The organism is Brevundimonas sp. Br13 (assembly GCF_055391505.1).
Map to the genome: position 1 here is coordinate 231200 of NZ_AP044008.1, position 24142 is coordinate 255341.

General features: G+C 67.6%; 27 protein-coding genes and 1 tRNA gene. 18 read left to right on the forward strand and 10 right to left on the reverse strand.

Annotated elements, in window-relative coordinates; translation table 11 throughout:
* Window positions 1–37: 37 nt before the first annotated feature.
* Complete coding sequence (locus tag ACZ5M6_RS01125) at window positions 38–1195, reverse strand: OmpA family protein (protein ID WP_464159319.1); 1158 nt, start codon at window positions 1193–1195, stop codon at window positions 38–40.
* Window positions 1196–1458: 263 nt separating this feature from the next.
* Between ACZ5M6_RS01125 and ACZ5M6_RS01130 the strand changes: the two genes are divergently transcribed.
* A complete protein-coding gene (locus ACZ5M6_RS01130; protein ID WP_464159321.1) occupies window positions 1459–2661 on the forward strand; it encodes an acetyl-CoA C-acyltransferase in 1203 nt (400 codons plus the stop codon).
* A 144-nt stretch (window positions 2662–2805) separates the two neighbouring features.
* Here the strand turns inward: ACZ5M6_RS01130 and ACZ5M6_RS01135 are convergent, their stop codons facing one another.
* The 3 genes from ACZ5M6_RS01135 to ACZ5M6_RS01145 are packed head-to-tail and all read right to left on the reverse strand — an operon-like array spanning window position 2806 to window position 4540.
* On the reverse strand, window positions 2806–3378 hold the full coding sequence (locus ACZ5M6_RS01135) for a demethoxyubiquinone hydroxylase family protein (protein ID WP_183218055.1): 573 nt from the start codon (window positions 3376–3378) through the stop codon (window positions 2806–2808).
* Between the two features lie 4 nt (window positions 3379–3382).
* On the reverse strand, window positions 3383–3925 hold the full coding sequence (locus ACZ5M6_RS01140) for a disulfide bond formation protein B (protein WP_054764110.1): 543 nt from the start codon (window positions 3923–3925) through the stop codon (window positions 3383–3385).
* Between the two features lie 39 nt (window positions 3926–3964).
* Window positions 3965–4540 (reverse strand): YqaA family protein, encoded by a 576-nt coding sequence (locus ACZ5M6_RS01145; RefSeq protein ID WP_183218050.1) that lies wholly within the window; start codon window positions 4538–4540, stop codon window positions 3965–3967.
* 106 nt (window positions 4541–4646) lie between these two features.
* On the opposite strand from ACZ5M6_RS01145, the gene ACZ5M6_RS01150 reads away from it, so the two are divergent.
* Window positions 4647–5282: an exopolysaccharide biosynthesis protein gene (locus ACZ5M6_RS01150; RefSeq protein ID WP_464159324.1), complete on the forward strand. Its 636-nt coding sequence runs from the start codon at window positions 4647–4649 to the stop codon at window positions 5280–5282.
* An 8-nt stretch (window positions 5283–5290) separates the two neighbouring features.
* Here ACZ5M6_RS01150 and ACZ5M6_RS01155 read toward each other — a convergent pair whose 3' ends face one another.
* On the reverse strand, window positions 5291–5629 hold the full coding sequence (locus tag ACZ5M6_RS01155) for a hypothetical protein (RefSeq protein ID WP_182715123.1): 339 nt from the start codon (window positions 5627–5629) through the stop codon (window positions 5291–5293).
* A 129-nt stretch (window positions 5630–5758) separates the two neighbouring features.
* On the opposite strand from ACZ5M6_RS01155, the gene hppD reads away from it, so the two are divergent.
* The 9 genes from hppD to ACZ5M6_RS01200 all read left to right on the forward strand — a co-directional run bounded on the left by hppD (window position 5759) and on the right by ACZ5M6_RS01200 (window position 12496).
* Entirely contained in the window at window positions 5759–6868 is a 1110-nt protein-coding gene (hppD, locus tag ACZ5M6_RS01160) for a 4-hydroxyphenylpyruvate dioxygenase (RefSeq protein ID WP_464159326.1), read from the forward strand.
* Entirely contained in the window at window positions 6869–7054 is a 186-nt protein-coding gene (locus ACZ5M6_RS01165; RefSeq protein ID WP_054764115.1) for a hypothetical protein, read from the forward strand.
* Window positions 7055–7063: 9 nt separating this feature from the next.
* Window positions 7064–8098, forward strand: a complete 1035-nt coding sequence (locus ACZ5M6_RS01170; RefSeq protein WP_464159328.1) for a hypothetical protein — start codon at window positions 7064–7066, stop codon at window positions 8096–8098.
* A gap of 313 nt (window positions 8099–8411) precedes the next feature.
* Window positions 8412–9488, forward strand: a complete 1077-nt coding sequence (locus ACZ5M6_RS01175; RefSeq protein ID WP_464159330.1) for an isoaspartyl peptidase/L-asparaginase family protein — start codon at window positions 8412–8414, stop codon at window positions 9486–9488.
* On the forward strand, window positions 9485–9745 hold the full coding sequence (locus ACZ5M6_RS01180) for a hypothetical protein (RefSeq protein ID WP_224764472.1): 261 nt from the start codon (window positions 9485–9487) through the stop codon (window positions 9743–9745). Before ACZ5M6_RS01175 ends, ACZ5M6_RS01180 begins: the two co-directional genes overlap by 4 nt.
* Window positions 9746–9829: 84 nt before the next feature.
* Window positions 9830–10675 (forward strand): hypothetical protein, encoded by an 846-nt coding sequence (locus tag ACZ5M6_RS01185; protein ID WP_464159333.1) that lies wholly within the window; start codon window positions 9830–9832, stop codon window positions 10673–10675.
* Window positions 10676–10722: 47 nt separating this feature from the next.
* A complete protein-coding gene (locus tag ACZ5M6_RS01190) occupies window positions 10723–11742 on the forward strand; it encodes a fumarylacetoacetate hydrolase family protein (RefSeq protein WP_464159335.1) in 1020 nt (339 codons plus the stop codon).
* 51 nt (window positions 11743–11793) lie between these two features.
* The gene (locus ACZ5M6_RS01195; protein WP_054764120.1) at window positions 11794–12342 is read left to right on the forward strand and encodes a CcdC protein domain-containing protein; all 549 of its coding nucleotides are present in this window, start codon (window positions 11794–11796) and stop codon (window positions 12340–12342) included.
* Window positions 12343–12411: 69 nt separating this feature from the next.
* Window positions 12412–12496, forward strand: a tRNA-Leu gene (locus ACZ5M6_RS01200).
* A 58-nt stretch (window positions 12497–12554) separates the two neighbouring features.
* Here the strand turns inward: ACZ5M6_RS01200 and ACZ5M6_RS01205 are convergent.
* The 4 genes from ACZ5M6_RS01205 to ACZ5M6_RS01220 all read right to left on the reverse strand — a co-directional run bounded on the left by ACZ5M6_RS01205 (window position 12555) and on the right by ACZ5M6_RS01220 (window position 17347).
* Window positions 12555–13454 (reverse strand): manganese catalase family protein, encoded by a 900-nt coding sequence (locus ACZ5M6_RS01205; protein WP_152949091.1) that lies wholly within the window; start codon window positions 13452–13454, stop codon window positions 12555–12557.
* Window positions 13455–13480: 26 nt separating this feature from the next.
* Window positions 13481–14002 carry a ferritin-like domain-containing protein gene (locus tag ACZ5M6_RS01210; protein WP_228185814.1) on the reverse strand — a complete coding sequence of 174 codons (522 nt, stop codon included), beginning with the start codon at window positions 14000–14002 and terminating at the stop codon, window positions 13481–13483.
* Window positions 14003–14339: 337 nt separating this feature from the next.
* On the reverse strand, window positions 14340–15236 hold the full coding sequence (locus ACZ5M6_RS01215) for an alpha/beta hydrolase (RefSeq protein WP_395942038.1): 897 nt from the start codon (window positions 15234–15236) through the stop codon (window positions 14340–14342).
* Window positions 15237–15313: 77 nt separating this feature from the next.
* Window positions 15314–17347, reverse strand: a complete 2034-nt coding sequence (locus ACZ5M6_RS01220; protein WP_464160086.1) for an AsmA family protein — start codon at window positions 17345–17347, stop codon at window positions 15314–15316.
* 199 nt (window positions 17348–17546) lie between these two features.
* Between ACZ5M6_RS01220 and ACZ5M6_RS01225 the strand changes: the two genes are divergently transcribed.
* The gene (locus ACZ5M6_RS01225; RefSeq protein WP_054764123.1) at window positions 17547–17900 is read left to right on the forward strand and encodes a hypothetical protein; all 354 of its coding nucleotides are present in this window, start codon (window positions 17547–17549) and stop codon (window positions 17898–17900) included.
* An 81-nt stretch (window positions 17901–17981) separates the two neighbouring features.
* Here ACZ5M6_RS01225 and ACZ5M6_RS01230 read toward each other — a convergent pair whose 3' ends face one another.
* Window positions 17982–20105, reverse strand: a complete 2124-nt coding sequence (locus ACZ5M6_RS01230) for a S9 family peptidase (protein ID WP_152949093.1) — start codon at window positions 20103–20105, stop codon at window positions 17982–17984.
* Between the two features lie 111 nt (window positions 20106–20216).
* Between ACZ5M6_RS01230 and ACZ5M6_RS01235 the strand changes: the two genes are divergently transcribed.
* From ACZ5M6_RS01235 to murU, 6 genes are read left to right on the forward strand one after another with little or no spacing between them, the layout of a single operon-like run.
* Window positions 20217–20459, forward strand: coding sequence for a type II toxin-antitoxin system Phd/YefM family antitoxin (locus tag ACZ5M6_RS01235; protein WP_054764125.1), 243 nt, complete (start codon window positions 20217–20219; stop codon window positions 20457–20459).
* Entirely contained in the window at window positions 20456–20839 is a 384-nt protein-coding gene (locus ACZ5M6_RS01240; RefSeq protein ID WP_054764126.1) for a type II toxin-antitoxin system VapC family toxin, read from the forward strand. The genes ACZ5M6_RS01235 and ACZ5M6_RS01240 overlap by 4 nt, the downstream gene beginning before the upstream one ends.
* A 40-nt stretch (window positions 20840–20879) precedes the next feature.
* Window positions 20880–21737 (forward strand): GNAT family N-acetyltransferase, encoded by an 858-nt coding sequence (locus tag ACZ5M6_RS01245; protein ID WP_054764127.1) that lies wholly within the window; start codon window positions 20880–20882, stop codon window positions 21735–21737.
* Entirely contained in the window at window positions 21734–22192 is a 459-nt protein-coding gene (gene tsaE / locus ACZ5M6_RS01250; RefSeq protein ID WP_464159342.1) for a tRNA (adenosine(37)-N6)-threonylcarbamoyltransferase complex ATPase subunit type 1 TsaE, read from the forward strand. The genes ACZ5M6_RS01245 and tsaE overlap by 4 nt, the downstream gene beginning before the upstream one ends.
* Window positions 22179–23276, forward strand: a complete 1098-nt coding sequence (amgK, locus tag ACZ5M6_RS01255; RefSeq protein ID WP_464159344.1) for an N-acetylmuramate/N-acetylglucosamine kinase AmgK — start codon at window positions 22179–22181, stop codon at window positions 23274–23276. Before tsaE ends, amgK begins: the two co-directional genes overlap by 14 nt.
* A 20-nt stretch (window positions 23277–23296) precedes the next feature.
* Entirely contained in the window at window positions 23297–23992 is a 696-nt protein-coding gene (gene murU, locus ACZ5M6_RS01260) for an N-acetylmuramate alpha-1-phosphate uridylyltransferase MurU (protein WP_464160087.1), read from the forward strand.
* The last annotated feature ends 150 nt before the right edge of the window (window positions 23993–24142 follow it).

Sequence of the window (24142 nt, forward strand, 5' to 3'; positions counted from 1 at the left end):
ACCCGATCTGACGATGTCAGACCGAGTCTTGCCTGTCTTAGAAGTTGATGTCGATGGTGGCGCGACGGTTGAGCGGTTCGCGCACGCCGTCGGCGGTGGGCTTGGCCAGGGCGGTTTCACCCTTGCCGTCCAGGGCGATGACGCCGCCGTTGACGCCTTGGGCGACCAGGGCGTCCGCGACGGTGCGCGAACGACGGTTCGAGAGGCCGACGTTATAGGCGGCCGAGCCCGAGGTGTCGGTGTAGCCGACGATCAGGACGCGGGTCGGACGGCCCGACTTGGCGTAGTTGGCGGCCTGAGCGACCACCGAGCGGGCTTCAGCCGTCAGGTCCGAGCGATCCCAGTCGAAATAGACCACGAACTGACGCGCGGCCGGGGTCTGCGGAACCGGCGGCGGGGGCGGCGGGGGCGGAGGCGGCGGGGGCGGCGGAGGCGGCGGAGGCGGCGGAGGCGGCGGGGCCGCTTCTTCGGCGCCGAAGCTGTAGCGCAGGCCCAGGGTCACGGTGTGGGACTGATCGTAGTCGCCGTCCCATTCGCCGAAGGCGGTGGCGCCGGCGCCCGTGCCGGCCGTGGTCGATTCCCACGAGGCGTCGCCCGTCAGATAGCGGTAGGTCAGGTCGATGTTGGCGCGCTCGCTGACGGCCCAGGCCAGACCGGCGATCGCCTGAGCGGCGAACTTGGTCGAGCTGTCGTCGATGGCGAACGCGGCGCCGCGGTTGGCGCGAAGATTGCCGATGGTGTCGACGTTGACGCGGTTCACGCCGGCGCCCAGGCCGACGAAGGGACGCACGCCCCAGGCTTCATAGCCGAAGTCATAGATGACGTTGGCCATCAGGGTGGCGGACTCGATGTCGCCTTCCGGAGAGAAGCAGCCGCCCGTCGCCGGGGTCACGTTGCACAGGCCCTGGGTGCCCGAAACGGCGCGCACCGTGCCGATGTCGCCCGAGCGGTAGCCGCCTTCGAGCTCGACGCGCCAGTTGGGGTTGAAGCGATAGCCGAGGCGAGCAAAGGCCGCCCAGCCGTTGTTCACCTCATAGTTCCAGTTCGCGCCGGTGGTCGACGACTCGGCGTTGATGTCGTCGATCATGTGGTAACCGGCGTCAATCGCGCCATACCAACCGTTGGGATCTGCCGAGGCCGCGCCAGCTGAGAACAGCCCGGCGACAGCGACGGATGCGAGAAGTTTGAGCTTCATAGCTTCCTCGTTCTGTAAAAAATGCCCGAAGCCGAGCTGTCCGCCCGACGTTCAGGAGCCGAACGGCAGGCTGCGGCTGCGGTTCCCTCGCATCTGCGAACAATGTGGCGACTGTGGCGCCGTTTCAACACAAAAGACCTGGGCGCCGACGGCCCCGCGAGCCTCTCCGCTTGCCTTACCGCAGGGGGAGGCGCCTAAGTTCCGCCCATGAGGAAACACGGCCGCGCCTCCAAAGCGGCGAACGAAACCGGGAAGGACCCTCCATGCGCGAAGCCGTCATCGTCTCCACCGCCCGCACCCCGATAGGCCGGGCCTATCGCGGGGCCTTCAACGACACCCAGGCCCAACAGCTGGGCGCCCATGCCGTCAAACACGCGGTCCAGCGCGCCGGCGTCGATCCGGCCGAGATCGAGGACGTGATCATGGGGGCGGCCCTGCAGCAGGGTTCGACCGGAACAAACGTCGCCCGCCAGGTCGCCTTGGCGGCCGGCCTGCCGTCTTCGGTTCCGGGCATGAGCCTGGACCGTCAATGCGCCTCGGGCCTGATGGCCATCGCCACGGCGGCCAAACAGGTGATCTTCGACCAGCAGAAGATGGCGGTCGGCGGGGGCCTGGAGAGCATCTCCCTGGTCCAGAACCAGTATATGAACCTGTACCGCGGCAAGGACGAGGCCCTGCTGAAGCTGGCGCCCCATATATATATGTCGATGCTGGAGACGGCCGAGGTCGTGGCCCGCCGCTACAACATCAGTCGCGACCGCCAGGACGAATACGCCCTTCAGTCCCAGCAACGCACGGCGGCGGCCCAGGCGGAAGGCCGACTGGACGCCGAGATCGTGCCCATGACGACCACCATGCTGGTCACCGACAAGGCGACCGGCGAGACCGCTTCGAAAGAGGTGACCCTGTCCAAGGACGAGGGCAACCGGCCCGAAACCACTCTGGAAGGGTTGAAGGCGCTGAAACCCGTCTTCGGCAGCGGCGAGGCGATCCAGCAGGGCGAATACATCACCGCCGGCAATGCGTCCCAGCTGTCCGACGGCGCCTCGGCCTGCGTCGTCATGGAGGCCGGCGAGGCGGTGAAGCGCAATCTCCAGCCGCTCGGCGCCTATCGCGGCATGGCGGTGGCGGGGGTGGAGCCGGAAGAGATGGGCATCGGCCCCGTCTACGCCGTGCCCAAGCTGCTGAAGCGCCACGGACTGACGGTGGACGACATCGGCATCTGGGAGCTGAACGAGGCCTTCGCCGTCCAGGTTCTCTATTGCCGCGACCAGCTGGGCATCCCCGACGAGCTTCTGAACGTCTCGGGCGGCGCCATCTCCATCGGCCACCCCTATGGCATGTCGGGCGCCCGGATGACCGGCCACGTCCTGATCGAGGGCAAGCGGCGCGGGGCCAAATACGGCGTCGTCACCATGTGCGTCGGCGGCGGCATGGGCGCGGCGGGACTGTTCGAGATCTATTGAGGGGCGGCCACGCCCCATTCCAAATCCGTCATCCTCGGGCTTGACCCGAGGACCGGGCGTGGATCGGGCTGTGCATCGCCTTTGGCGCAATGCGGCGGACCACCCGGCCCTCGGGTCAAGCCCGAGGGTGACGGTGGCGCGGGATCAAACCTTCTCGCTGATCTTGATCGCCGCGCGGCATCCCGCCTTGATCACCCCGCTCAGCAGCCGATAGGCCGGCGCCTCGCGGCTGCCGTGCTCGACGGCGTGGTCGTGGTGGGCCAGCTCCTCGTCGCGGAACTGTTTCAGCTCGGCGGCCAGGGCCGGGTCGCGGTCGCCGATCTCGGCGATCTGGTCGGCGTAGTGTTTCTCGATCACGCTCTCGACCGCCTCGGTGCAGGCGTGGGCCGCCTTTTCGCCGATCAGGGCCGTGCCGGCGCCCAGGGCCGAGGCGGCGATGCGCCACAGCGGCGTCATGGCCGTCGGCCGCACGCGGCGTTCGTTCAGCAGCCGCTCGAACCGGGCCAGGTGAACCGCCTCCTGATCCTGCATTTCGCCGAGGTCGCGCACGATGTCGCCGCGCGCCTTGCGCCCCTCGAACACGGCCTTCTGGGCGCGATAGATCAGGACCGCCGCATATTCGCCGGCGTGATCGACGCGAAGGATTTCGTCCATCCGCGCCCTGTCCGCGCCCAGGCCCGGGCGGGGCAGAGGAGTGTGCGGGGCGGCGTCGGTCATGGGATCAGGCCCTTTCGAAGCGGGGGGCGCGGGCGTCCTTGGGGCGTTTGGTCGCCAGCAGGCTGAACCCGGCCAACGCCAGGGAGATCAGGGCGTTCCAACCGGCCATCGACAGGCCCAGCCAGCTCCAGGCCACGGAATCGCACATGGCCACCCTCTGGGCCGGCCCCGTGCCCAGGGCCAGGGCGGTCAGGCTCTCCAGATCGACCGACCCGCTGCTGACGCAGGTCGCCGGCAGGCTCCACCACTTGTATTCGCCGCCCATATGGAAGACGGCGGTGATCGCGCCCGTCGCAAACACGGCCGCCAGCAGGAAGGCGGCGATCCGGGGCGTGCCGCGTCGCCCGCCGCTCAGCACCGTCCAGGCCGTCGCCACGGCCGCCACGGCCACGGCGCCCCAATAGACCTCGCGCTGTTTCAGACAAAGGTTGCACGGCGCCAGGCCCGCGAACCGTTCGAACCCATGGGCCGCGCCCAGCATGGCCAGCGACGCGGCCAGGGCGAAGGCGGTCCACCAACGGGTCAACAGGCGATAGAGGCTTCTCATTGCGAAACGGTCTTACTCCGGTCCGGTCTCCGCGTCGACTTACAGAAGCTTCACCGCGATTATCAGGCCGACCAGCAGAACCAGGCCGGTCCCCGACCACAGAGCCAGGCGCTTTTCCACCTGGGCCAGCATGGCCTGGCCCCAGCGTTTCAGAATCCAGGCCTCCAGGAAGAACCGCCCGCCCCGTGTCACGACCGACGCCGCCATGAAGACCGGAAAGCTGAAGGCCGCCAGGCCCGAGGCGATGGTCACCAGCTTGTAGGGGATCGGCGTCAGCCCCTTGATCAATATGACCCACAGACCCCACTGGGCGAACCACTGGCGGAAATGATCCAGCCCGTCGGCATGGCCCAGGAACCGCAGGATCGCCAGGCCCACGTCGGTCAGGAAATAGCCGATGGCGTAGCCCAGCATCCCGCCCAGAACCGAGGCGATCGTGCAGACCCCGGCGTAGACATAGGCCCGCTCCGGCCGGGCCAGGATCATCGGCGCCAGCATGACGTCGGGCGGAATGGGAAAGAAGGAACTCTCGGCGAAGGAGACCGCCGCCAGGGCCGGCGTGGCGTGGCGATGGCGCGCCAGGTCGAACACGCCGTCATAAAGTCTGCGAAGCATGGAGATTTCCTCGAACCGCCCCGCCCTAGCAAGACCCGGTCCCGCCGTCACCCGCTGCGACACCGCAACGCTCGCGACCGGCCCCGTCGCGCGTTATGCCCCCGCCATGACCCCCTCCCGCCCCGCGCCTCAGGTTGACGACGTCAGCCACGACATCACCCGCCTGCTGCGCCGCCTGTCCGACGAAGGGGGCGAGGCCGGCCTGACCCTGGACGAGATCCGCGATCGGCTGGACGAGCGCGCCTACGGCCTTTTGATCCTGCTGCTGTCCATCCCCTGCCTGGTGCCGGGCCTTTACGGCGTGCCCCAGGTCGTGGGCGTCATCGTCATTCTATTGGCCGCACAGATGCTGGTCGGGCGCGAAGAGCCCTGGCTGCCGCGCTGGTTCCTGAAGCTGCGCGCCAAGGGCTCCTGGCTGAAGGCCATGGCCGATTTCGCCGAGTCGAAACTGGGCTGGATCGACCGGCTGTCGCGCCCCCGCTTGCGGCGTTTCGCCGACGGACCGGGCGAGAAGCTGGCGGCGATCTTCATGATCCTGGCTACGGCCACCATCGTCCTGCCCCTGACCAACACCGTCCCCTCCGTGGCCCTGGCCCTGCTGTCGGTCGGCCTGATCCAGCGCGACGGCCTGTTCGTGATCGCCGGGGCGGCGGTGACGACGGCCTGGCTGACGATTTTGGGCGCGGTTGCGACAGGGCTGCTGCTGGGCGCCGAGTGGGCGACGCGGCTGCTGCCGGGCTGAACCCCGTCTTAAACGGAGGCGGGTTTTGGCAGTGCGATCCGGACGCCCATCCACAGCAGGGCGCCTATGGCCGATATTCCGGCGTTGACGACCAGTCCGACGACCAGAAGAAACAGGAGAACGCCGACCGCCTGTACAGGCGAAGTGGCCGGAGCGCCGTTCATGAAGAACAGGCCGGGCGACAGAAATGCGAGAAGTAGTCCCAACAGGGCCATCAACACCTGAAACGTCGCCGCCACCGTGAATGTGACCAGGAACAGTCCGCCAAACGGCGCGCGTTTTAGATAGTCCATGTCTGCCTCCCCCAATGGCCATCCATCTGGCACGCCAGGATTGCGGATGTCCATCAGAACGCCCTCCGCATCACGACCCCGTGGGACCGCCTTGGCTCTGTCGTCATCCGCGACTAGGTTCCGCGCCAATCGGCGGCCCCTTTCGGTTAAGCCCGCCTCAGAACGCTACGCGGGAGACGCGCCATGAACGACATGACCCCCAACCCCCATCAACCGACGGCGGAACAGATCGACCGGGAGAACCCCCTGGGCGTCGACGGTTTCGAATTCGTCGAATTCACCGGCCCTGAGCCCCAGGCGATGATCGCGCGGCTGGAGATGATGGGCTTCACCAAGACCCATGTGAACCCCAAGACCGACGTGGTGCGCCTGAAACAGGGCGACATCTCCTTCCTCGTCCACCGCTCGCCAAAGGGCCAGGCGGCGGACTTCGCCAGGGATCACGGCCCCTCGGCCAACGGCATGGCCTTCCGCACCAATGACGCCAAGGCCGCCTATGAGGGGGCGCTCCAGCGCGGCGCCGTGGCCGCGACGGATGCCGACGGCGGCGCCCTGGGCGACTATCCCTACATCCTGCAAGGCATCGGCGGCTCGCTGCTGTACGTCATCGACCAGTACGGCGACGCCGGCTCCCTGTATGACGCCTGGGACGAGATCGAGGGCTGGGAAGAGGCCGAGCGCAAGAACAACGTCGGCTTGGAGGTCCTGGACCACCTGACCCACAACGTCCGTCGCGGTCAGATGCGCACCTGGTCGGGCTTCTACAATTCGGTCTTCAACTTCGAGGAACAGAAGTATTTCGACATCAAGGGCAAGGCGACCGGCCTCTTCTCCCAGGCCATGATCGCGCCGGACCGCGCCATCCGCATCCCGCTGAACGAGAGCCAGGACGAAAACTCCCAGATCGAGGAGTTCATCCGCCGCTACAACGGCGAAGGCATCCAGCACATCGCCCTGACCACCGAGAACATCTTCGAGACGGTCGAGGCCATGCGCGCCCGCGGCGTGGACTTCCAGGACACGATCGAGACCTATTTCGAACTGATCGACAAACGCCTGCCCAACCACGGCGAGGACGTGGAGCGGATGCGCAAGAACCGCATCCTGATCGACGGTTCGGACAAGGAAGGCCTGCTGCTGCAGATCTTCACCCAGGACACCTTCGGCCCGATCTTCTTCGAGATCATCCAGCGCAAGGGCAACGAAGGCTTCGGCAACGGCAATTTCCAGGCCCTGTTCGATTCCATCGAACTGGACCAGATCCGTCGCGGCGTCATCAAGGTCGACGCCTGAATGAAGATGCGGCCGCCGACCTGGCTGCCCTGGCTCGGCCCGGCCCTTGCGGCCGGCGCCGGCGCCCTGGCCGGGCGTTTCTGGCTGGAGGGCGGCTTCTGGACGGTCCTGATCGCCGCCCTGATCTGCGGCTTCGCCCCCATCGTCGCCTACAGGATCTGGAAACGGCTGCACCACCGGGGGTGAGGGGTGAAGTTGGCGCTCGCCAGCAAGTGGATGGATCGAGAATACTGGGGAGTTGTAGCGGCAGTTAGAACTGCCAACACGTTCGACAACGAGTATGCCGTGCCGAAGCACAAGAAGCTCATCCCAAAGAACGAGCGTCATCATTGGTGGCCGAAGACGCTATCACGGCACTGGGCTGACAGCGCTGGCCTGGCTCACAGCCTGTCTTGCGACGGTGAGCTCGTAACATCCAAGCCGGAGCAATTTGGAGCGATCCGCAACGACAACAATATCTATCTTAGCGATGTGGCGAGCCCTTGGGACGAGTCGTTCGAACACACATTCGGACCACCCGACGCTCTGATCACTCCGTTGATTGACTGGTTGAAAACGGCGGAGTCGCCGATCGTTCCCTCCGACAGCACACTCTCTAAGCGCCTCACGCCGCTTATCGTCGATGAGGAACGTTTCACGTCACTCACCAAAGTTCTCGCTTCGCTTATCGCCCGTAGTCCCAGTTTCCGTCACAGAGTTAAAAGCGGGACGCGCGCACTACGCGAACGCATTGGGCTCGACCCCAACAACGGTGATCGTGGCCTGCTCGGCATGAATGTTCGCAATGCTCAAGCGACGCTGTCAGAGGCTATGACGCGAGGCAAGTTCGCCGTGCTTCTCAGCGGTAGTCGTGAGTTCATATTTGGCGATGGTTTCTTCCACAACGTGCACTCGGTCGCCAACTCTCCACGGGGTGTCCGTTGTATCGTTCCGCTGACGCCAGCGATTGCAATCTTCTACACACACCCAATGCGCTATCATTCCTACCCACGCGCCTTTGTGTTGAATCTAACAAACGACGAAATCGATTTCGTAAATCGCTCGGTTCAGATCTATTCCAAGCGCTTTGTCTTCTATCGGTCACAGCCGCCCAACATTGAAGAGACGTTCACTCGGTGCACTCATCTACAATGGCAGTACGATAAAGTTCATTGGACAGACGCATTGGAGACCGCCGTAGCGGATACGTTCTTCGGAAACGACTCGATGTTTTACCCACCCGCTGAGTAAGCAGTTGGGCTAATCTAGAAATCAGCGTGACGAAGGAATGTCTGCAGCTGGGTGGAATGCTGAACGTCGCTTAGTGGTCGATTAGCGACCAACCCTGCAAGATCAAAGAGACCTTCCGCTAATGGGCGGCTCCAACTCACGCGGGCGAGCCATCTCAACGCCCAAACTCAACACTCTGATTTTCCCTCGTTTCCGATTTTCTTCGGCCAATCGACCTGACACGCCCGCACACGGCGTTACACTGCGACAGACCGGCGTCTCGGAGGAATGTGCACCCATTGCACTCGGTTTTTCGGCGCGGAGGAGTTTCACCATGCGCATCGCCTGTTCTGGACTGATTGCACTCTTTGCACTGTGTTTTTCCTCGGCCCAGGCCCAGGACGCCGCGCCGCGCTGGTCGCTGGCGATCCACGGTGGGGCGGGCGTGATCGAGCGGTCCAGCCTGACGCCCGCGCAGGACGCGGCATATCGCGCGGCGCTGCAAGCCGCGCTGGACGCCGGTTCAGCCGTGCTGAAGAGCGGCGGCTCGGCGCTGGATGCGGTCCAGGCCGCCGTCGAGGTCATGGAGGACGATCCCCTGTTCAACGCCGGGCGCGGGGCGGTCTTCACCGCAGCGGGTCGTAACGAGCTGGACGCCGCCGTCATGAACGGATCGGACCTGACCGCCGGCGCGGTCGCCGGCCTGACCACCACCCGCCACCCCGTCGCCGCCGCCCGGGCGGTGATGGAGCGGTCGCCCCACGTCATGTTGATCGGCCCCGGCGCCGACGCCTTCGCCGCCTCGGTCGGGTTGGAGCAGGTCGATCCGGCCTTCTTCTTTACCGAGCGCCGCTGGCAGGGTCTGGTCAAGGCCCTGACCGAGGCCGGCCTGCCCATACCGGAACGCCCCGCCGGCGCCGCCGCGCCCGTCGACCGATCGGCCGCCCCCCACGCCAGCGTCGCCCCGCCCCTGAACGAGAAGAAGTTCGGCACGGTCGGCGCCGTGGCCCTGGACAGCCAGGGCCGCCTCGCCGCCGCCACCTCGACCGGCGGCATGACCGCCAAACGGTGGGGCCGGGTCGGGGACGTGCCGATCATCGGCGCCGGCGCCTATGCCTCCAACGCCGACGGCTGCGCCGTCTCGGCCACCGGCTCGGGCGAATATTTCATCCGCTCCACCGTCGCCCGCGACATCTGCCGCCGCACCGCCGACGGCGCGACCGTCCAGGCGGCGGCGGAGGCCGAAATCGCCGACGTCGGCTCGATCGGCGGCGACGGCGGCGTCATCGTCATGGGCCTGAACGGAACCCCCGCCTTCGCCATGAACACCTCGGGCATGTATCGGGGGGCGGTGTCTTCGAATACCCCGACCCGCGTCGCCATATACGCCGACGAAGGAGACCCCCGTTGACCGACGACGAACTGACCAAGATGGCCGAGGAGGAGCTGGACGCCGCCTGCGCCATGCCCTTCGTCGAGCTGAAGAAGATCACCCCCTGGGGCGATGCGTTCGAGGGGTTCGCCCCGTCGGGCCGCACGGTCGAGGTCGAGCGTCGCTATCTGTGGGCGGTCGAGCCCGAGGGCGGCGTCATCGTCGAGGTCGAGGTGCGCGACCGCGCGGCCCGGACCGGCGCCGAGGCCCGCGCCCTGCTGACCCCTGCCGCCTGAGGGCTGTCGTTAACCTTTTTCTTGGCCCGGCTTCGCCGCTGCGGCATCATGGTTCGGCGAACAACGGGTCAGACAGGGTGCGGCATGTCGGCGAGCGTCTCCAACTATCCGCAGGATTTCCAGACACCCGATCCGGCGGCGTTAGAACCCGTTGACTCCACTCTACTCCTTGGCGTCCACCCGCTGCTGCTCCTGCTGCTGGCGGCCCTGATCCTGGGTCTGACGGTCCTGGCCTGGCGGGCCGGCAAGGGCGCCACGACCACCCAGGCCGACGCCGCCGAATCAATCTGGCGCGCCATCGACCGCGCCTGCCACGCAGCCATGACCGCCAACAGCGACGCCCTGGTCGGCGCCGCCAAGGCCCTGCGCGCCACCTATGACGACTGTCTGGGCGCCGTCGTCGTCCTGGCCGAGGGGCCGTCCAAGCCTCTGAAAGCCGTCGATCACGCCCTGAAGGGCCGGATCAAGGAGACGGTCAAACCCAAGGAAGAGACGCCCCCGCAAGACCCGACGGCCAAGCCCGACCAAGAGGCCCACCGTCCACCCCCCCCTCACCCCGCCGTCCCGGCCAATGTGACCGTGGTCTCCAACAGCCATGTGGTCATCAAGGGCGACCGGGTGGAGCACGCCCGCGCCGAGGAATCCGGCCCCGCCCAAGCCTCCGGCGTCGCCGGGCTGGACAAGCCCCCCTACGCCCCGCTCCCGCCCCAGCCCGTCCCGCCGCCCGTTCCCGCCAAGCCGGTCGAGGAGATCGAGCGAGAGATGACAAAGGCCGAACAGCTGACCGCCTTGCGCGAGGCCGTGGCCCAGTTCAACGACCACTGGTGCCGCCGCAAGGAGCGGATCGAGGAACTGCGCGCCGCCCACCGCCAGCTGTCCACGCCGCGCCCCGGCGGCCAGACCCCCGGCCACGGCCGCAGCGTCCACTGATCCCTCCCTCTGTTCCCCCCGGCGCGATTTCGGTCTAGGCGTTGGGCATGAAACTCGCCTCGCTCAAGCACGGCCGCGACGGCCGCCTCGTGGTCGTCTCGCAGGACCTGCACTGGTTCACCGACGCCTTTCTGATCGCCCCCACCCTCCAGGCCGCCCTGGACGACTGGGACCGCTGCGGCCCCCAGCTGGCGGCCCTGGCCGAGAGCCTGGAGCATGAGGCCGTGCCGCGCGGCCGCTTCCATGAACGGGACGCCGCCTCCCCCCTGCCCCGCGCCTATCAGTGGGCCGACGGCTCGGCCTATGTGAACCATGTCGAACTGGTGCGCCGGGCGCGCGGCGCCGAAATGCCCGAAAGCTTCTGGACCGACCCCCTGATGTACCAGGGCGGCTCCGACGGCTTCCTGGCTCCCCGCGATCCCATCCCGCTGGCCGATCCGGCCTGGGGCTGCGACCTGGAGGCCGAGATCGTGGTCGTGACCGGCGACGTGCCCCAGGGCGCGACGCGAGACGAGGCCCTGGCCGCCGTCCGCCTGGTCGGCCTGGTCAATGACGTCTCCCTGCGCAATCTGATCCCGGCCGAACTGGCCAAGGGCTTCGGCTTCGTCCAGTCAAAACCCGCCAGCGCCCTGTCGCCCGTCTTCGTCACGCCCGACGCCCTGGGCGACCGCTGGAAGGACGGCAGGCTGCACGGCGAACTGACGGTCCAGCTGAACGGCAAGGACTTCGGCAAGGCCGACGCCGGGGTCGACATGACCTTCGACTTCGGAACCCTGATCGCCCATCTGGCCAAGACCCGGTCCCTGTCGGCCGGAACGATCATCGGCTCGGGCACGGTGTCCAACCGCGACGCCGACGGCGGACCCGGCAAGCCGGTCACGGAAGGCGGCCTGGGCTATTCCTGCATCGCCGAGGTCCGCACGGTCGAGACGATCCTGCGCGGCGCGCCCGAAACCCCCTTCCTGACCCACGGCGACACGGTGCGGATCGAGATGCTGGACGATCACCACCGGTCCATCTTCGGCGCGATCGAACAAACGGTGGCCCCGCTTCCGGCCGGGTCCTGACGGGTGTAGGCTGGGCCGCGTCGGCTTCCGGGGGGAGGCCCGGAGAACGACATGCCGCCTGAAAAACTGATCCCGCTTCTGGTCTTCCCGGCCGTCCTGGCGCTTGTCCTGCTGCGGAACCGGCGGCGGCGGCCGCTGAAGCTGAAGTTCATCTGGGTGACGCCTGCGGTGGTCCTGCCGCTGATCGCGCTTGGCCTTTGGGGTTCGACCCAGGCGCCCGGCGCGGTCCACGCGCCGTTCGGCCCCGCCGGCTGGGCGATCCTGGCCTTGGGCGGACTGTTGGGGGGCTTGGCCGGCTGGTATCGCGGCAAGACCGTGGCCATCGAAAAGGAGCCGGACGGCAGCCTCATGGCTCAGGCCTCGCCCCTGGGGCTGATCCTGCTGGTCGCCCTGTTCGCGGGCCGCACGGCCCTGCGCGACCTGATCGAAGGTCATGCGGCCCAGTGGCATCTGAACGCAATGGCCGTGACCGACGCCTTCCTGGTCTTCGCCATGGGGCTGATCGTCATGCAGCGCGTCGAAATCTACATTCGCGCCAAACGCATCCTCGCCGGCGGGACCGACGCCCATGTGGAGGTCGCGGCGCCGCCCGCCGCTTGACGGTGGGCCGACGCCGACGCGGTTGAATTGCGGCCGAGGCCGGTATAGGAGCGGTGCCTTCGCGCCTGTGCGGGTGTGGTGGAATTGGTAGACGCGCTGGACTCAAAATCCAGTTCCGAGAGGAGTGTCGGTTCGAGCCCGACCACCCGCACCAAAGATCAGATCCGGCGGACGCCGCCGCAGCCGCGCCCGCCGTCTCTCTTCTCGTCTCTTCAGTCTTCGATCGGGGTCGTCCGACCTGCGCCCGCCCCTGCGCCCAGGTCCGCGCCGGTCACGGGGTCCGACTCGGGGTCCGACATGGTCCGGCTCATGAAGGCTTCCACCGCCTTGCCCGCCTTGGCGTCCATCTCGACCGTGGCGTGGCCGTCGCCGCCGTCCACCGCCATCTGCATCTCGCGATCGGACACCACCTCCCACTGCTCGCCCTCGTTCCAGGGACCGGAGGCGTCGCCCTCGCCTTGGGACATGTTGTAATATTTGTCGGCGAACTCCGGCCGGCCGGGGATCTTGCCGGGAGGGAAGTTGGCGGGGATGGCGTAGAGCGCCTTTTCGAACGACTTCTGGTGCGCCACTTCGCGCGTCATCAGGAAGGACAGGGCGTCCTTGATCCCCGGATCGTCGGTGACATTGATCAGTCGTTCATAGACGATCTTGGCGCGAGCCTCGGCGGCGATGTTGGAGCGCAGGTCGCAGGCCGGATCGCCGATGGAGTCGATATAGGCGGCCGTCCACGGCACGCCGGACGAGTTCACCAGGGCCGTGCCGCCGCCATAGAGGATCGACATGGTGTGGCTGTCTCCGCCGGAGGTCATGCTGGCGTAGAGATCTGCCTCTTCCTCGGCCGCCTCGGCCAGCTTGCCCTTGGCGCCGCGGTTCAGCATGGCGACGATGGAGCCGATGACTTCCAGATGGCTCAGTTCCTCGGTCGCGATGTCCATCAGCATGTCGCGCCGATTGACGTCCTCGTCGGCCAGGCCCTGGGTGAAGTAGCGCATGGCCGCCGCCAGCTCGCCCTGCGGCCCGCCGAACTGCTCCAGCATCAGGGTGGCCAGGCCGGGATTCGGCTCCGCCACCCGCACCGTATACATCAGCTTCTTGTTGTGCATGAACATGGGTCAATCCTTGATTGCGTAGCCGATCAACGGCTGGGGTTTTCGCCGTCGCGTTTCAGACGCAGATATTTCTCGGTCAGGGTCGGCAGGCTCTCATCGACCCAGCGGGCCATCCGCTGCTCCTCCTCCAGGGTCGCGGTAAGCGGATCGAGGGCTGCGGAGTAATCACCGTGCCGGGCCAGGAGGATCAGCCCCTTGTAAACGGCCGCCTCATAGTTCTCGAAGGCGAAGTTGGCGAAGGCGTTCTTCAGGATCTCGTCCTCGGCGAAGACATGGCCCATGGCCGCCATTGATCCGCCCAGCGAAAGGGCGGCGTCCTTCAGGCCGGAAGGCGTCTCGTCAAACTGTCCCAGCAGCTGTTCCAGCCGGGTGATCTGCTGTTCGGTCTCGGCCCGGTGCGCCGTCAGCTGATCGGCGACCTCGGTGAAGTTCTTGGCGCGTTCGATCTGCCGGTCCATCAGGGCCAGGGCCTGATGTTCGACCCCATGGGCGTTCTTCAGTCCGGTCACGAACACCTCGCGCCAGACGTCGTCTGTCATCACAGCCATACATCCGCTCCTTGATTGGGATGCGGAGGTAACCGGACCTGCCGGCCGATGTTTCCGGGTGTCGAATAGCGGACGCGCCGGAACGATCGCCGCCGTAATGCGCGTGCCGGACGGCCGGACCTGTGATGTGGAAGGGTCGCCTCTGCGGCGCGATCGGAAAGGCGGTTACACCGGGCCGACACTGCACGGCCTGTACCGGAGCCAGTCAGGTTCGGCGCGTCGCCGCGTCGGAGCCAGCCAGGTTCGGAACAGGCCGTGGAAGATCGAGGTACGATACAGGTTCGACCTGCGAAGGCTTTTGCCACTAAGTCGCAGTGTTGAAAAGATGCTTTTGCGCTTAAGCAAGTGTTTCGTCGTCCCGGTCCAAGGCGCGTCGCAGGAATCCGGTCACATCCTTCAAAACCGGGGCCTTGGCGCGAAACAGGGGCGAGAAGCTCGCCACCAGATCGGCGTGATCCAGGCCGGGATAGAGCTTGGCCTCAGACCGGCCGCCGACGGCGCGCTGGCGCGCGTGCAGCAGGCGGGTGTCCTCGTCATGGACCACGACGTCCGCCGTGCCGTGGCCCAGCCAGATCGGCGGAGCGTCGGGGCGGACGAAGGTGATCGGCTGGGTCAGGGTCGGATCGGGCGCCCGGCCGAAGGCGTTGCGGGACGCCGCCACATCGAAGGGCAGAAAGTCGTAAGGCCCCGCCAGACCGGCCGCGGCCCGGATCAGGTCCGGCCGTTCGACCGCCGCCATATAGCGCCGATCCAGGGTGATCATCATCGCCAGATAGGCGCCGGCCGAATGGCCCAGCACGCCCAGGCGGCGGGGGTCGCCGCCGTGGTCCGCCGCCGCCTCGGCCGCTGCAGCCGTCGCGGCGGCGGCGTCCTGAACGAAGGCGGGAAAGACCACCTGCGGAACCAGCCGATAGTCCGGCAGGGCGACGACGAACCCCTGGGCCGCCAAGGCCTGCGCCGCCCAGCCATACAGGTCGCGCGACCCTGAATCCCACCCCCCGCCGTAGAAGAAGACCAGGACCGGATGGGGACCCGGCGCCTTGGGCGCATAGAGGTCCATGCGCTGGCGCGGGTCGTCGCCGTAAGGCAGGTCGCGCGCCACGCGACGCGCGCCGGCATCCCGCGGCCCCAGGCTGTTCAACAGGCCGAGCGGCGAAAGCGCCGGGGAGCTCAGGGGCGAACAGGCCGCCGCCACCAGTCCCAGGGCGGGCGCGAAAAGGCCCCGGCGCGTCATCTGATCCGATCCATGGACCTCAATACGCGCGACGAGGCGGATCGGCTCACACCGTCGAGACTCTTTTCCGGAAGGCCCTATCGCGCGCCGGCGATCAGCTGGCCGCAGTTGGCATCCTCCGCCAGACCAGGATCGACGAAGGCGAACAGGGCCGTCACCGGCGCCGCCACCGTCGCCAGAAGGCCGGCTAAGCCGCCCTGGCTCGCCACAGCGCCGACGTCCACCCCGACGCGGGGCGCCGTCAGCGGCCCCTGTACGGTGATGGGCGCCCAGACCCGTAGCAGGCGCGGCTTCTTGGACTCGCCGTCGATCCGCAGATTCAGCGTCTCCTGGCCCAGGTCGATCGACCCCCCGCCCTGGGCCAGCACCACATCGGTGTCGATGACCAGGGTCTTGGCGGCGGCCGTCCCGCCGCTGACGTTGAAATCGGCGACGGCGCAGCGGATCTGGGCGGTCGACTGATCTCCGCTCAGCAGCTTCAACAGACCCGCGCTGGCGTTGATGCCCAACAGTTCGGCGAAGGCGGCCCGCATCCGCCCGTCCGGCACGACCAGGCTGATCGTGCCCTTGGACGAGGCGGCGAACTGGTGGACCGAGGCGCCCGGTCCCTCCAGTCGGGCGCGGCCCAGGGCACGACCCGTCAGCGGCGGCGCGCCGTTCCGGGCGGGGACGATGGACTCCAGAGGATAGCCGCTCAGCCGCAGGTCGACGCGGCTGTAGGGCCGCGCCTGGGTGGCGTCGATCCGCGCCGTCCCGTTCAGCGCCCCGCGATTGAAGTCGAAGCTGATCGGATCGAGGTTCAAGATCCCGTCCTTCAGCTCGGCGCCCAGGTTCACCGCCCGCACGTCCAGCTCATTGGCCTTAACCGCAGCGGCGCGATAGGTCAGATGTCCGTCCATCTGGCGCAGCCGTTCGGTCTGGAGGGGCGCGTCCGGCAGCAGTTTTCCGCCCTTCGCCACGGGCGCCTCCGTCTCGGTTCCGCGGGCATTGGTGACGGTCCGCGCCCCCAGGACGGCCGCGAGGTCGTCGATGTCCAATCGACGCGACGCCAGTTCGGCCTCGACCCGCAGCCGGCCGCCGCCCTGGACCCGCAGGTCGCCGGACAGGTCCGACGCCCCGACCCGGCCGTCAAAGTCGTTGAAGGTCCAGACGGCCTCGTTCCGCTTCAGGGCGCCGCTCAGCCGATAGGGCGGCGTATTGGGCAGGGTCAGGCCCGTCAGCAGGTAGAGGTCCGCCAGATCGCGCCCCTCCAACGTCAGGGTCGCGTCGAACCGACCCAGGTCAAAGGGCCGGGTGACGGCGCCCGTGGCGGTCAGGCTGGAGCCCGCTCCCGCCATCCGGGCCTTGAAGCGATAGGGCCGGTCGCGGCGAATATTGACGAAGGGCCCGCCCTCGATCCGCAGCGTCAGAGGCGACCGGTTGACCGTCCCTTCGCCTTGCAGGAGGAAGCCCGCGTCGCCGTCCGCGCCCTCGTGCGCATCGACGGCCGCGTCCAGGGTCATCTTGCGCCGCCGCTCTTCGAACACCAGACGCCCGTCGGTGATGACCAGCTTCTGAATCACCGGCAGTTTCATGCCTTGGCCGTCGTCGGCGTGGTCGGCGTTCAAAGCCCAGCTCTTGCGGCCGTCTTCGGCGGCGATCAGGACCACCTGCGGCCGGGTGAAGCGCAGCAGGGGCATTTCGACCTGGCCCGCCAGCAGCCGCCGCAACCGCACCGAGGCCTCGACCGTGTCGATTCTGGCCGTGTCGCGATCGCGCGCCCAGTCCGGGCCGCCGATCTTCAGTCCCTGGACCCTGACCGAGGGGGTCCAGCTGAAGAGATGAACATTCAGATCGCCGTCGATGGCGATGTCGCGGTGATATTCCGCCGAGGCCCACCGGCCGATCGGCCCCCTCAGCCGGTTCCAGTCGAACCAGGCCAGAAAGATCAGGACGACGGCGATCAGAAACAGGGTCAGGCCGCCGGCCCACCATTCGGCCGGTCCTGGGCGGCGCACGGCGGCGTAGACGGGATCATTGCGCCTGATCCAGTCGCGTCCCTGGACGGCGCGCGCCTTAGCCGAGGCGGCGCCCGCGCCGATCCGCGTCCTTAAGGCGTTCCAGTTCAACATCTTGGGCAAGGGCCGGCCTCCAGAAGCAGAGACAACGCCCCAAGGCGGTTTTGGCGCCGCCGCCCCTTTCGGGCCCGCCTCATCCGCCTCGATATTGGTCCGTTTACCGCATATTTTTCGCAATAGCTTTACATTGTAGAAAATGCGCGCATATTTGGTCCGAGTCCTGACTTTAATTCAGGCCGTAGGAGGATGCCCGATGACCCGTTTGATCACCCCCGCCCTGATCGCCGCCGCCTTGATCGCGCCCGGTCTGGCGCACGCCCAAACCCAGCCCGAAACGCAGGATAAGCCCCGTCTTCAGGCCGTTCGCGCCGAGCTCGACCGCGCTCAGACGCGCAGCTCTGCCGTCCAGCCGGTGATGATCTGTGAAACCGACGCCGCCACCCGGCGCGCCTACCAGCGCGAGTTCGGCGCCGCGCCCGTCTTCGTCACGGCGGAGGACGCCATGGCCGCGCGCCGGGCGGGTGAACATTGGGCCGCGCCCCGTTGCATGACCGAGCGGCAGTACGAGCGGCTGGTCTCCTCGACCCAGGACCGCGCCGGCCTCTAACCCCGTCGCGCATTAAAAAAGGGGCGCGGCCTTTGCGGCTGCGCCCCTTCGTCGTTCCGGCGTCGTTCCGGAGCACCGCCCCTATTGGGCGGGGGCCAGGTGTTTGTTCAGCCAGCCGAACACCTCATTGTGCCATTGCAGGCTGTTGGCCGGCTTCAGCACCCAGTGGTTCTCGTTCGGGAAGACGATCAGGCGGCTGTCGATTCCGCGGCGTTGCAGGGCGGTGAAGGTGGACAGGCCCTGAGCCGTCGGAATGCGGAAGTCCAGGTCGCCCTGGACCACCAGCATCGGCGTCTTCCAGTTCTCGACATGGTTGGCCGGGTTGAACTTCTGATAGCCCTCCGGCCTGTCCCACGGCGTGCCGCCGTATTCCCACTCGGTGAACCACAGCTCCTCGGTCGAATAGCCCATGCCGAAGGTGTCGAAGACCCCATCGTGATTGACCAGGCACTTGAAGGCGTCCGACCAGTTGCCGGCGATCCAGTTGATCATATAGCCGCCGTAGGAGGCCCCCAGGGCGCAGGCGTTGGCGCCGTCCAGGAAGGCGTACTTCGCTTGAGCCGCCGCCCAGCCCTTCTGAAGGTCCTCCAGCGGCCGGTCGCCCCAGTGCTGGCTGATGGCGTCGGTGAAGGCCTGGCCGTAACCGGTCGAGCCGTGGAAATCGATCATCACCACCGCATAGCCGGCGCCGGCGTAGGTTTCGGGATTCCAGCGATAGGACCAGCTGTCGCCGAACGACCCCTGAGGCCCGCCGTGGATCAGGAAGGCGACCGGATATTTGCGACCCTCGACATAGCCGACCGGCTTGATGACATAGCCGTGGACCGTCTCATTGTTCCAGCCGGGGAAGCTGAACTGCTCGTATTCCCCGAAGGCCTTGGCGTCCAGGGCCGGATTGGCCTGGGTCAGGCGACGCGGCGTTTCACGACCCAGATAGGTCTTGAAATACAGATCGCTGGGCGACTTCAGACTGTCCTGGGCGAAGACGAAGCCCGACGGCGTCTGCTGGAAGGCCGAGACATGGCCGGGTCCGGTGACCGGCGTCACCACCCCGTTGCGCGTATCCACCGCGAACAGCTTGGTCGAGCCGACGTCGCCGGCGGTCGTATAAAGGGTCTGGCCGTCGCGCGACCATTGCAGGGTGTCGGCCGAGCGATCCCAGTTCGAGGCGATCTCGCGCTTCTGACCGCTCTGCACGTCCATCAGCACGATCTGATAGCGATCGGCCTCAAAGCCCGGCCGCGCCATGGCGCGATAGGCCAGGGTGCGGCCGTCCGGCGAAAACACCGGGCCCGCGTCCCAGGCCGGATTGTCCTGGGTCAGATTGGTGAAGGTCCCGTCCCCGCTCAGGCCGTTGGTCTTCCACAGGTCGAAATTGGTGCTCCACGGCTCGCTCTTGCCGGCCAGACGCGCCGAAAAGACGATGGAGTCGCCGGCCGGGGTGAAGACGAAGTCGCTTTCGTCGCCGAACGGCTTGGACGGGGTGTCGCCGTCGAAGCCCTTGGTGACCCAGACCGGATTGCCGGTCGCCTGGCCGTTGCGGCCGATCGACTGGACGAACAGGTGGTTCTGGGTGTGGTCATTCCACGTGTCCCAATGGCGCACGAACATCCGGTCATAGACCTGGCCGGTCGACTTCCGCTCTGCCACGGCCTTGCCCATCTCGACCGAGGCGTTCAGGTCGGCCGCGTCCGGATAGACGGCCAGAGACACCGCCACCTTGTCGCCCGAGGGACTGATCCGATAGGCGTTCACGTCCAGCGGCAGATTGGTCACCTGCACCGGCGCGGCCGTCGGCGAGGCGATGCGCCACACCTGGCTGGTCCCCGACTTGCCCGACAGGAAATACAGATTGCCGTCGGCGCCCCAGCGGGCGGTGTTGGCGCCCTGGTCCGAAATGGCCAGCCGGCGCGGCGCGGCGTCCGGCGTTTCCAGGTCCAATATCCACAGGCTGCCGCTGCGGCGGTTCGCCTCCACATCCGTCGTCGTCACCGAATAGACGACGTAACGGCCGTCCGGCGACACCTGCGGATCGCCCAGCCGGTTGGCCGAGATCATGTCCTGATAGGTGAAGGCGTCAGGCGTCGCGGCCGGCGCCGGAACCGGGGCGGGCGGAACCTGGGCCAGGGCCGGAGCGGCGCTCATCAGGGCGCCCGAGAAGGCGACGGCCGCGCAGGCGGCGAACAGGAGGGAACGGTGGCGCATGAAGCAGTCCTCGCAAAGCTTGCAGCGGCGAGGCGTAGCACCCTCGTTCGCCGGGCGGAAGTTGCTGACAGCTCAGAAGTTAGCTAAGCTGCTTGGACCAAGGAGCGCGACATGACCACCGTCACCGTCCACCACGCCAAGACCCATCTCTCCAAACTGATCGCCGCCGCCGAACGCGGCGAAGAGGTGGTGATCGCCCGCGGCGACAAGCCGGCGGTGCGGATCGTGCCGTTCGAGGCGGCGAAACCTGAACGCAGGCGAGGTCGGCTGAAGGGCATGGGGCGTTTCGACGAGAGCTTTTTTGATCCGCTGCCCGAAGAGGAACTCCGCCTCTGGGAGGGCCGGGGAGATTGAACCTCCTGCTCGATACCCACGCCCTGATGTGGTGGGTTTGGGACGACGAACGGCTGTCGGGCGCAGCCGACGACGCCATCCGGAACGCTGACGCCGTCTTTGTCAGCAGCGTGTCGGCCATCGAGATCGCGATCAAGTTTCGCATCGGCAAGCTGCCGAACGCCCACGCCCTGGCCGAGCAGTTTGCGGACGTCATGCGTCGAGAGGGGTTCGCCGAACTCCCTGTGAGCTGGCGCGAAGCCAGCCTGGCCGGTCGGATGGCCGGCGATCACCGCGACCCTTTCGACCGGCTGCTGATCGCCCAGGGCCTGCTCAACGACCTGACCCTGGTCTCGAACGAAACCCTGTTCGACGGCTTCGGCGTGGCCCGGCTCTGGTAGGCTTGCTCCCTTTCGCCGAACCGGCGACAAGCGGTCGTCCATGAATTCCGCCGCCCTTCCCGTCCGCCGCTCGCCCCACATCGTCGATGTGCTGATCGCCGAGCGTGCGCCCCGTCTGACCGCCTCGCCGCTGTGGCCGGCGGTGCGCCCGCTGCTCTATTCGATCTTGAACTACAAGGCGGCCGTGCGGATGGCCGACGCTGTGCGTGACCGCTCGGGCTCCGAGAGCCTGGACTATGTGTCGGACCTGCTTCGGCTGAAGGTGACGGCGTCCCCTCTGGACCGCCTGCCCGCGACGGGCCGGTGCGTCGTCGTCGCCAACCATCCGACCGGCATAGCCGACGGGGTCGCGGTCTATGACGCCGTAAAACGGCGCCGTCTCGACGCGGTCTTCTTCGCCAACGCCGACGCCCTGCGCGTCTCGCCCCGGCTCGCCGAGACGGTGATCCCGGTCGAATGGGTTCACGACAAACGCACCCGCGAGAAGACCCGCGCGACGCTGAACGCCGCCAAGGCGGCCTTCGAAGCCGAACGCTGCGTGGTCATGTTCCCCGCCGGCCGTCTGGCCCGCGTCGGCGCCGACGGCCTGCTGACCGACCCCGAATGGGCGCCGACCGCCGCCTCCCTGGCGCGGAAATACGGCGCGCCGGTCGTGCCCATGCACGTCGCCGGCCCCTACAGCCGGCTGTTCCACCTGTTCGACAAGGTTTCGCAGGAGCTGCGCGACGTGACCCTGTTCCACGAACTGCTGAACAAGGCGGGCAAGCCTTTCGATATCTTGGTCGGCCGCCCCATCCCGCCCGAACGGCTGGACGTGGACGCCGTAAAGGCCACCGTGGCGCTGAAACATTTCACCGAACGCACCCTGGCCGCCGATCCAGACGCGGTCTTCCCATGAAGGTCGAACTCCCTGACGCCGAGGCCACCACCCGTCTGGGCCAAGTCATCGCCCCCCTTCTGGCGCCGGGCGACAGCCTGCTGCTGTACGGGCCGCTGGGCATGGGCAAGTCCACCCTGGCGCGCGGCCTGATCCGCGCCCTGACCACGCCGGAAGAGGAGGTGCCGAGCCCCACCTTCACCCTGGTCCAGTTCTATGAATCCGACCTGCCCGTCGCCCATTTCGACCTCTATCGCCTGACCCGACCGGAAGAGGCGTTCGAGATCGGCCTGGACGAGGCCCTGGACGAGGGCTGCGCCCTCATTGAATGGCCCGAGCGGCTGGGCGAGGATCCGGGCCGGTTCTTGGGGCCCGACCGCCTTGTCATTGAGATTTCCGAACACGGCGACGGCCGTGTTGCGACCGTTTCCGGCGTAGGCCGGTGGGAAGACCTGATCGACCATGTCCGTCTCTGATCGCGAACAGCTTCGCCTCGACTTCCTGGCCGCCGCCGGCCTGGCCGAGGCTACGCGCGCGCCTCTGCCGGGCGACGCCTCGACGCGGCGCTACGAACGGCTGACCCCGCCGGGCGGCCCCACCCTGATGCTGATGGACCAGGCGCCCGCCGCCGAGAGCCCGCCCGCCGATCCGGCCTGGACGCCCGAGCAGCGTCACGCCGCAGGCTGGAACGCCGTCGCCCGCCTTTCGGCCGGTCGGATCGAGGCCTTCGCCGCCGTCGCCGCCCATCTGAAGTCGCTGGGTCTGTCCGCGCCTGAAATCCCGGCCTTGGACGCGCCCAACGGCCTGGCGGTGCTGGAGGATTTCGGCGACGCCCTGTTCGCCCGCGTCATCGAGGACGGCGCCGAGGAGACGCCCCTCTATCTGACCGCCATCGAGGCCCTGGCCGCCCTGCACGAGGCCGGGACCCCGCCTGAGGTGCTGACCGGTCCCGGCGGCGACTGGCCGCTCCTGACCTATGACGAGACGGCGCTCCAGGGCGGGGCCGACCTGTTCGTCGACTGGTTGCCCCGTCTGGACGCGCGCGTCGCCTTCGACGCCGCCGCGGTGGCGGAATGGCGAGAGGCCTGGGCGCCGATCGTCGCCTCGGGCGCCGCCGGGGCCTCGGTCATGGCCCATCGCGACTATCACGCCGAGAACCTGATCTGGCTGCCCGAGCGTGAAGGCCCCGCCCGCGTCGGCATGATCGACTTCCAGGACGCGGTCCGCGCCCACCCGTCCTGGGATCTGCACTCCCTCCTTCAGGACGCCCGCCGCGACGGGTCGCCGGCACTGGAGGCCGAGGCCCTGGACCGCTATTTCGCCCTGCGCCCCCAGGTGGACCGCGCCGCCTTCATGGCCGACTACGCGGGGCTCGCCGCCCTGAACGAGGCGCGGATCATCGGCGTCTTCGCCCGGCTGATCGCGCGCGACGGCAAGCCCCGTTATCGTCAGTTCCTGCCGCGCATGTGGCGGCATCTGAACGCCAATCTGGACCAGCCGGCCCTGGCGCCCGTCGCCCGCTGGTTCGACCGTTACGTTCCTGCCGAGGCGCGCGCATGACCCACGCTCCCAAGACTGCGATGGTCCTGGCCGCCGGCCTGGGCACCCGGATGCGTCCCCTGACCGACGACCGGCCCAAGGCCCTGGTCGAGGTGGCGGGCTGCGCCCTGATCGACCATGTGTTGGACCGTCTGGCCGACGCCGGAGTGGAGACGGCGGTCGTCAATGTGCACTGGTTCGCAGACCGGCTGGAAGCCCATCTGGCCGCGCGCGGACGCGGCCCCCGCATTCTCATCTCCGACGAACGGGCCGAACTGCTGGAGACCGGCGGCGGGCTGAAGAAGGCCCGCCCCCTGCTGGGCGACGCCCCCGTCTTCGTCGCCAATATCGACAGCGTCTGGATCGACAGAGGCGACGCCCTGACCGATCTGATCCGCCTGTGGAACCCGGACATGATGGACGCCGCCCTCTTGCTGGCCCGCCGCGAGGGCTCCATCGGCTTCGAGGGCGACGGCGATTTCTTCCTGGCCGACGACGGCCGCCTGACCTTCCGCGGCGACGCCCCGTCCGCCCCCTTCGCCTATATGGGCGCCCACATCACCCGCCCCGGCTACGCCGACCACGGCCCCGACGGCCCCTTCTCCCTCAGCCCCCTGTGGCGCAAGTCCGCCGCCGAGGGCCGTCTGTTCGGCTGCGTCCTGGACGGCGACTGGATGCACGTCGGCGATCCCCAGGCGCGGGAAGAGGCCGAGGCGAAACTGGCGGGATTGGGGTGACGACACCTGTTTTTTCCTCGTCATCCTCGGGCTTGTCCCGAGGATCCATACGCCCGGTTTCAAAGGGTGCGCACCGGCCGCGACCGAGTCTATGGATCCTCGGGACAAGCCCGAGGATGACGGATTGTGAGGGAGGGGGATGACGATGGC